Consider the following 4,406-nt stretch of genomic DNA (forward strand, 5'->3'; position numbering starts at 1 on the left):
GGCGAGGATTGCGGTCTGCGCGCTCGGGGTGGCGGGCACGTCGCGCGCCGGGGGCGGGATCGGCACCGCGCGTTCGGCGCGGGCGGGGAGGAAGGGAAGGCTGGCGGTCACCAGGACCGCGGCGATCGTCATGGGAGCGCGGATCATGTCCGCCGATATAATGCGCGCGCGTGCGCGATGCTATCAGCGCTTGACGATATGCGTCGGCGCATCGGTCGTGGCGGTGACGGCGGACGCCGGATGCAGCGCGAACAGCCCGACCGCCCCGATCAGGAAACCTCCGGCGAATTGCCACAGGAAGGTCGATTTCAGGAACTGGATCATCTGCTTAACTCTTTTCGACTCGCTTCTTCGCGGCCCGCTGGGGGCGCTGCGCCGGAAACCCAAGAAAGCCTGTAATTTGTTGTCGCTGAACGCGGCCTGACGCCGTCGTTCAGCCGCTACATAGGGTGCGGTTCATTGCCGTTGTATTGCGGTAACCGAAACGCTGTGTTTCGGGGCTGAAATCTCTTCAGCGCAGCGCGGCGCAGGCGCGCTGGATCCGCTCGCACGCCTCGCGCAGCACGTCCTCGCCGGTGGCGTAGCTGATCCGCATCGCCGGCGAGAGGCCGAACGCCACCCCCTGCACCGCCGCGACCCGCGCATCCTCGAGCAGATAGCCGACGAAATCGCTGTCGTTCTCGATCCGCTTGCCGCCCGGCGTCGTCTTGCCGATCACCCCGGAGACTTCGGGATAGACGTAGAAGGCGCCTTCGGGGCGCGGGCAGGCGATGCCGTCGGTCTGGTTGAGCATCGACACGACGAGATCGCGGCGCGACTTGAACGCCGCGTTGCGTTCGATGAGGAACGACTGGTCGCCGTTGAGCGCCGCTGTCGCTGCCGCTTGTGCGATCGAGCAGGGGTTGGAGGTCGATTGCGACTGCAATTTGGCCATCGCCTTGATCAGCCACGGCGCGCCCGCGGCGAAGCCGATCCGCCAGCCGGTCATCGCATAGGCCTTGGAACAGCCGTTGACCGTCAGCGTGCGCTCGTAGAGCGACGGGCACACCTCGGCGATCGTCGCGAAGACGAAATCGTCGTAGACGATATGCTCGTACATATCGTCGGCGAAGATCCACACCTGCGGGTGGCGTTCGAGCACCGCGCCCAGCGCCTTGAGTTCGGCGACGGTATAGGCCGCACCGGTCGGGTTGGAGGGCGAATTGAGGATCAGCCACTTGGTTCGCGGGGTGATCGCCGCCTCGAGCATCTCGGGGGTCAGTTTATAGCCCTGCGCGGCGCCGGCGGCGACGATCACCGGGGTCGCCCCGGCGAATTGCACCACGTCGGGATAGCTCACCCAATAAGGCGCGGGGACGATCACCTCGTCGCCCGGGTTGAGCGTCGCGACGAGCGCGTTGAACAACGTGTGCTTGCCGCCGACGTTCACGCTGACCTGCTGCGTGGTGTAATCGAGGTGGTTGTCGCGCTTGAACTTGGCGACGATCGCCTCCTTCAGCTCCTGCGTGCCGTCGACATTGGTATATTTGGTCTTGCCGTCGCGAATCGCCTGGATCGCAGCTTCCTTGACGAAATCGGGGGTATCGAAATCGGGCTCGCCCGCGCCCAGCCCGATCACATCGACCCCGGCGCGCTTGAGTTCCAGCACCTTGGTGGTGATCGCCAGCGTCGGCGAAGGGCTGATACGGTCAAGCGCGGCGGAAGGCTTCATGTCGCGTGCCTCATAACGATGGCTGATGTCGCCGCGGCCTATAGCGGGAGGCCCGGCGATTTCGCAACCGCAACAACGGCCGGAATCAGCCCGCGCAGCGCATTTCCGACGAAGAAGCCGCCGGCGAGGTCGTCGGGGGTCACCTCGCCTTCGCGCGCGCGGCCCTGATCGATCAGCTCGCCGCGCAACACCCCGGGGAGCAGCCCGCGCGCGAGCGGCGGGGTGACGAGCACGCCGTCGCGCTCGACGAAGATATTGGTGAAGCTTCCCTCGGTGACGAAACCGTGCGGGTCGACGAACGCCACTTCGTCCGCCGCCGACGCCACGCGCGCGCGATCGAGGAAGCCACGGTCGCTGGTCTTGTGGCGCAAGCGGAAGTCGCCCGCGGGGACCGGCAGCGGCGCCAGCGCGACACGCCACGCGCGCGGCGCGGCGAGTGGCGCGGGGCCGGTCTCGATCGCGATCCGCCCCGATCGCGCCGCGAGCAGCCGGATCCGCGCCGGGCGGCGCAGCCGGAAGGTCGCGGCCTGCAGATCGTTGCGCGCGGCGTGGCGGTCGAACGCGAAGCCGAGCGCCGCGGCGCTCGCCTTGAGCCGCGCGAGATGCCGCTCGATCCGCGCCACCCCGGCCTCGGGATCGAAGGCCATCGTCTCGATAAGGTCGAAATCGCCCGCGCCGTGGGTCAAGAAAGCTCCTTTCGCCAGCGCCTCGTCCCATTCGTCGACGGCGTTGGAATCGGCGACGATCCCGCCGCCGAGCCCGATCGTAGCGTGTTTCGCGCCGGCCGGAACGTGCAGCGTGCGGATCGCGACGTTGAACTGCGCCGAGGCCGGGGCGTCGATCCGCCCGATCGCCCCGGTATAGGCGCCGCGCGGGCTGCGCTCGACCTCGCCGATCACCTGCATCGCGCGCACCTTTGGCGCGCCGGTGATCGAGCCGCACGGGAACAAGGCGGCGAGCACGTCGATCGCATCATGCCCCGCGTCGAGCGCGGCGGTGACGGTCGAGGTCATCTGGTGGACGGTGGGATAACGCTCGACCGCGAACAATTCGGGCACCTTGACGCTGCCCGCCTGCGCGACGCGCGACAGATCGTTGCGCATCAGATCGACGATCATCAGGTTTTCGGCGCGCTGCTTGGGGTCCGCCGCCAGCGCCGCCGCCGCCGCGGCATCCGCTGCCGGATCGCGCTCGCGCCGCGCGGTGCCCTTCATCGGGCGGCAGGTGATTCGCCCATCGTCGAGCGCGAAGAACAATTCGGGCGAGAAGGAGAGCAGGGTCTCGCGCGCGGTCGCGACGATCGCGCCCCACCCCGCCGCCGCCCGCGCGCGCACCGCGGCATAGAGCGCCGGCAGATCGCCCGCGAAGCGCACCTTCGCGCGAAAGGTGAGGTTGGCCTGATAGATGTCGCCGGCGGTGATCAGCGCCTGCACCCGCGCGATCATCGCGTCATAATCGGCGCGGGTCACCTCCGGCTCGGGCGCGCCGACCCACGCCCCGGCCGGGTCGGGAAGCCCGGCGGCGACATCGGCGATTTCCTGGAAACCGTCGAACAATCCGAACCATAGCAAGGGCGCGTCGGGCAAAGCCGCGTCGCCCGCGCGCGGCTCCAGCGCCAGGCCGGCTTCATAAGCGAGGAAGCCCGCTGCCTGCCGCCCCGCCGCCACCCCGGCGCGCAGCGCGGCGAGCGCGGCGGGGATGTCGCCGGGCTGCCGCGCCTCGATCACCGCGGTCGGCGCGCGATAGAGCCGCGCCGCCGCGCCGCCGGGGCGGGCATCGTCGAGCAGGACGAAAGGCGGGGGTGGGAGCATCGCGCGCGCTGCATGCCCGGTGCTCCGCCTTGCGGCAAGGGCGCGGCGCGGGTTAGGGATCGGGAGAAAGGATTGATCCGATGACCGAACCCGCGCCGCGCGCCGCGCCAGAACCTGCGCTCCGCGCGATGATCGTGCCGGTGACGGCGATCGAGCAGAATTGCACGATCATCTGGTGCACCCGCACGATGAAGGCGGCGGTGATCGACGCCGGTGGCGATCTCCCGCGGATCCGCGCCGCGATCGCCGAGGCGGGGGTGACGGTCGAGAAATTGCTCCTCACCCACGGCCATATCGATCACGCCGGTTCGGCGAAGCCGCTCGCCGACGAGCTCGGCGTGCCGATCGAGGGGCCGCATGAGGACGATCGCTTCTGGCTCGCGCGGCTCGCCGACGACGGGCGCAACTGGGGGATCGAGGGGGTGCCGTTCGAGCCCGACCGCTGGCTCAACGACGGCGATACGGTGACGGTGGGCGAGCTGACGCTCGACGTCTATCACACCCCCGGCCACACCGCGGGGCATGTGATCTTCCACCATGCCCCGTCCAAATTCGCGCAGGTCGGCGATGTGCTGTTCCAGGGATCGATCGGGCGGACCGATCTGCCGCAGGGCGATCATCAGCAGCTGATCACCTCGATCGTCACCAAATTGTGGCCGCTGGGCGACGATACCGCCTTCGTCCCCGGCCACGGCAAGCCGAGCACCTTCGGGCACGAGCGGCGGTGGAACATGTTCGTCAGCGACGAGGCGCTCGCCGCCGCCTGATCCACCGTCGCATGCGCCCGAGCCTTTTCGCGCTTCCCGTTTCGCTCGTCGCCGCGCCGGCGCTGGCGCAGGTGGAGGATCGCGCTTTGTGGCTGACCACCACGGGCAAGGTCAGGC

4 protein-coding genes are annotated in these 4,406 nt (G+C 69.1%); 1 reads left to right on the forward strand and 3 read right to left on the reverse strand.

Features of this window, described 5'->3' with window-relative positions:
- Window positions 1-183 precede the first annotated feature (183 nt).
- The 3 genes from BGN95_RS19475 to pabB all read right to left on the reverse strand — a co-directional run bounded on the left by BGN95_RS19475 (window position 184) and on the right by pabB (window position 3,522).
- Entirely contained in the window at window positions 184-324 is a 141-nt protein-coding gene (locus BGN95_RS19475; RefSeq protein ID WP_179513058.1) for a hypothetical protein, read from the reverse strand.
- A 187-nt stretch (window positions 325-511) separates the two neighbouring features.
- Window positions 512-1,711 carry a pyridoxal phosphate-dependent aminotransferase gene (locus BGN95_RS19480; RefSeq protein ID WP_286773741.1) on the reverse strand — a complete coding sequence of 400 codons (1,200 nt, stop codon included), beginning with the start codon at window positions 1,709-1,711 and terminating at the stop codon, window positions 512-514.
- Window positions 1,712-1,749: 38 nt separating this feature from the next.
- On the reverse strand, window positions 1,750-3,522 hold the full coding sequence (gene pabB / locus BGN95_RS19485; protein WP_286773742.1) for an aminodeoxychorismate synthase component I: 1,773 nt from the start codon (window positions 3,520-3,522) through the stop codon (window positions 1,750-1,752).
- 80 nt (window positions 3,523-3,602) lie between these two features.
- Between pabB and BGN95_RS19490 the strand changes: the two genes are divergently transcribed.
- The gene (locus BGN95_RS19490; protein ID WP_179513061.1) at window positions 3,603-4,289 is read left to right on the forward strand and encodes an MBL fold metallo-hydrolase; all 687 of its coding nucleotides are present in this window, start codon (window positions 3,603-3,605) and stop codon (window positions 4,287-4,289) included.
- The last annotated feature ends 117 nt before the right edge of the window (window positions 4,290-4,406 follow it).

The sequence above is a fragment of the Sphingomonas sp. 66-10 genome (assembly GCF_001897045.1).
GTDB classification, from domain to species: Bacteria; Pseudomonadota; Alphaproteobacteria; order Sphingomonadales; family Sphingomonadaceae; genus Sphingomonas; species Sphingomonas lycopersici.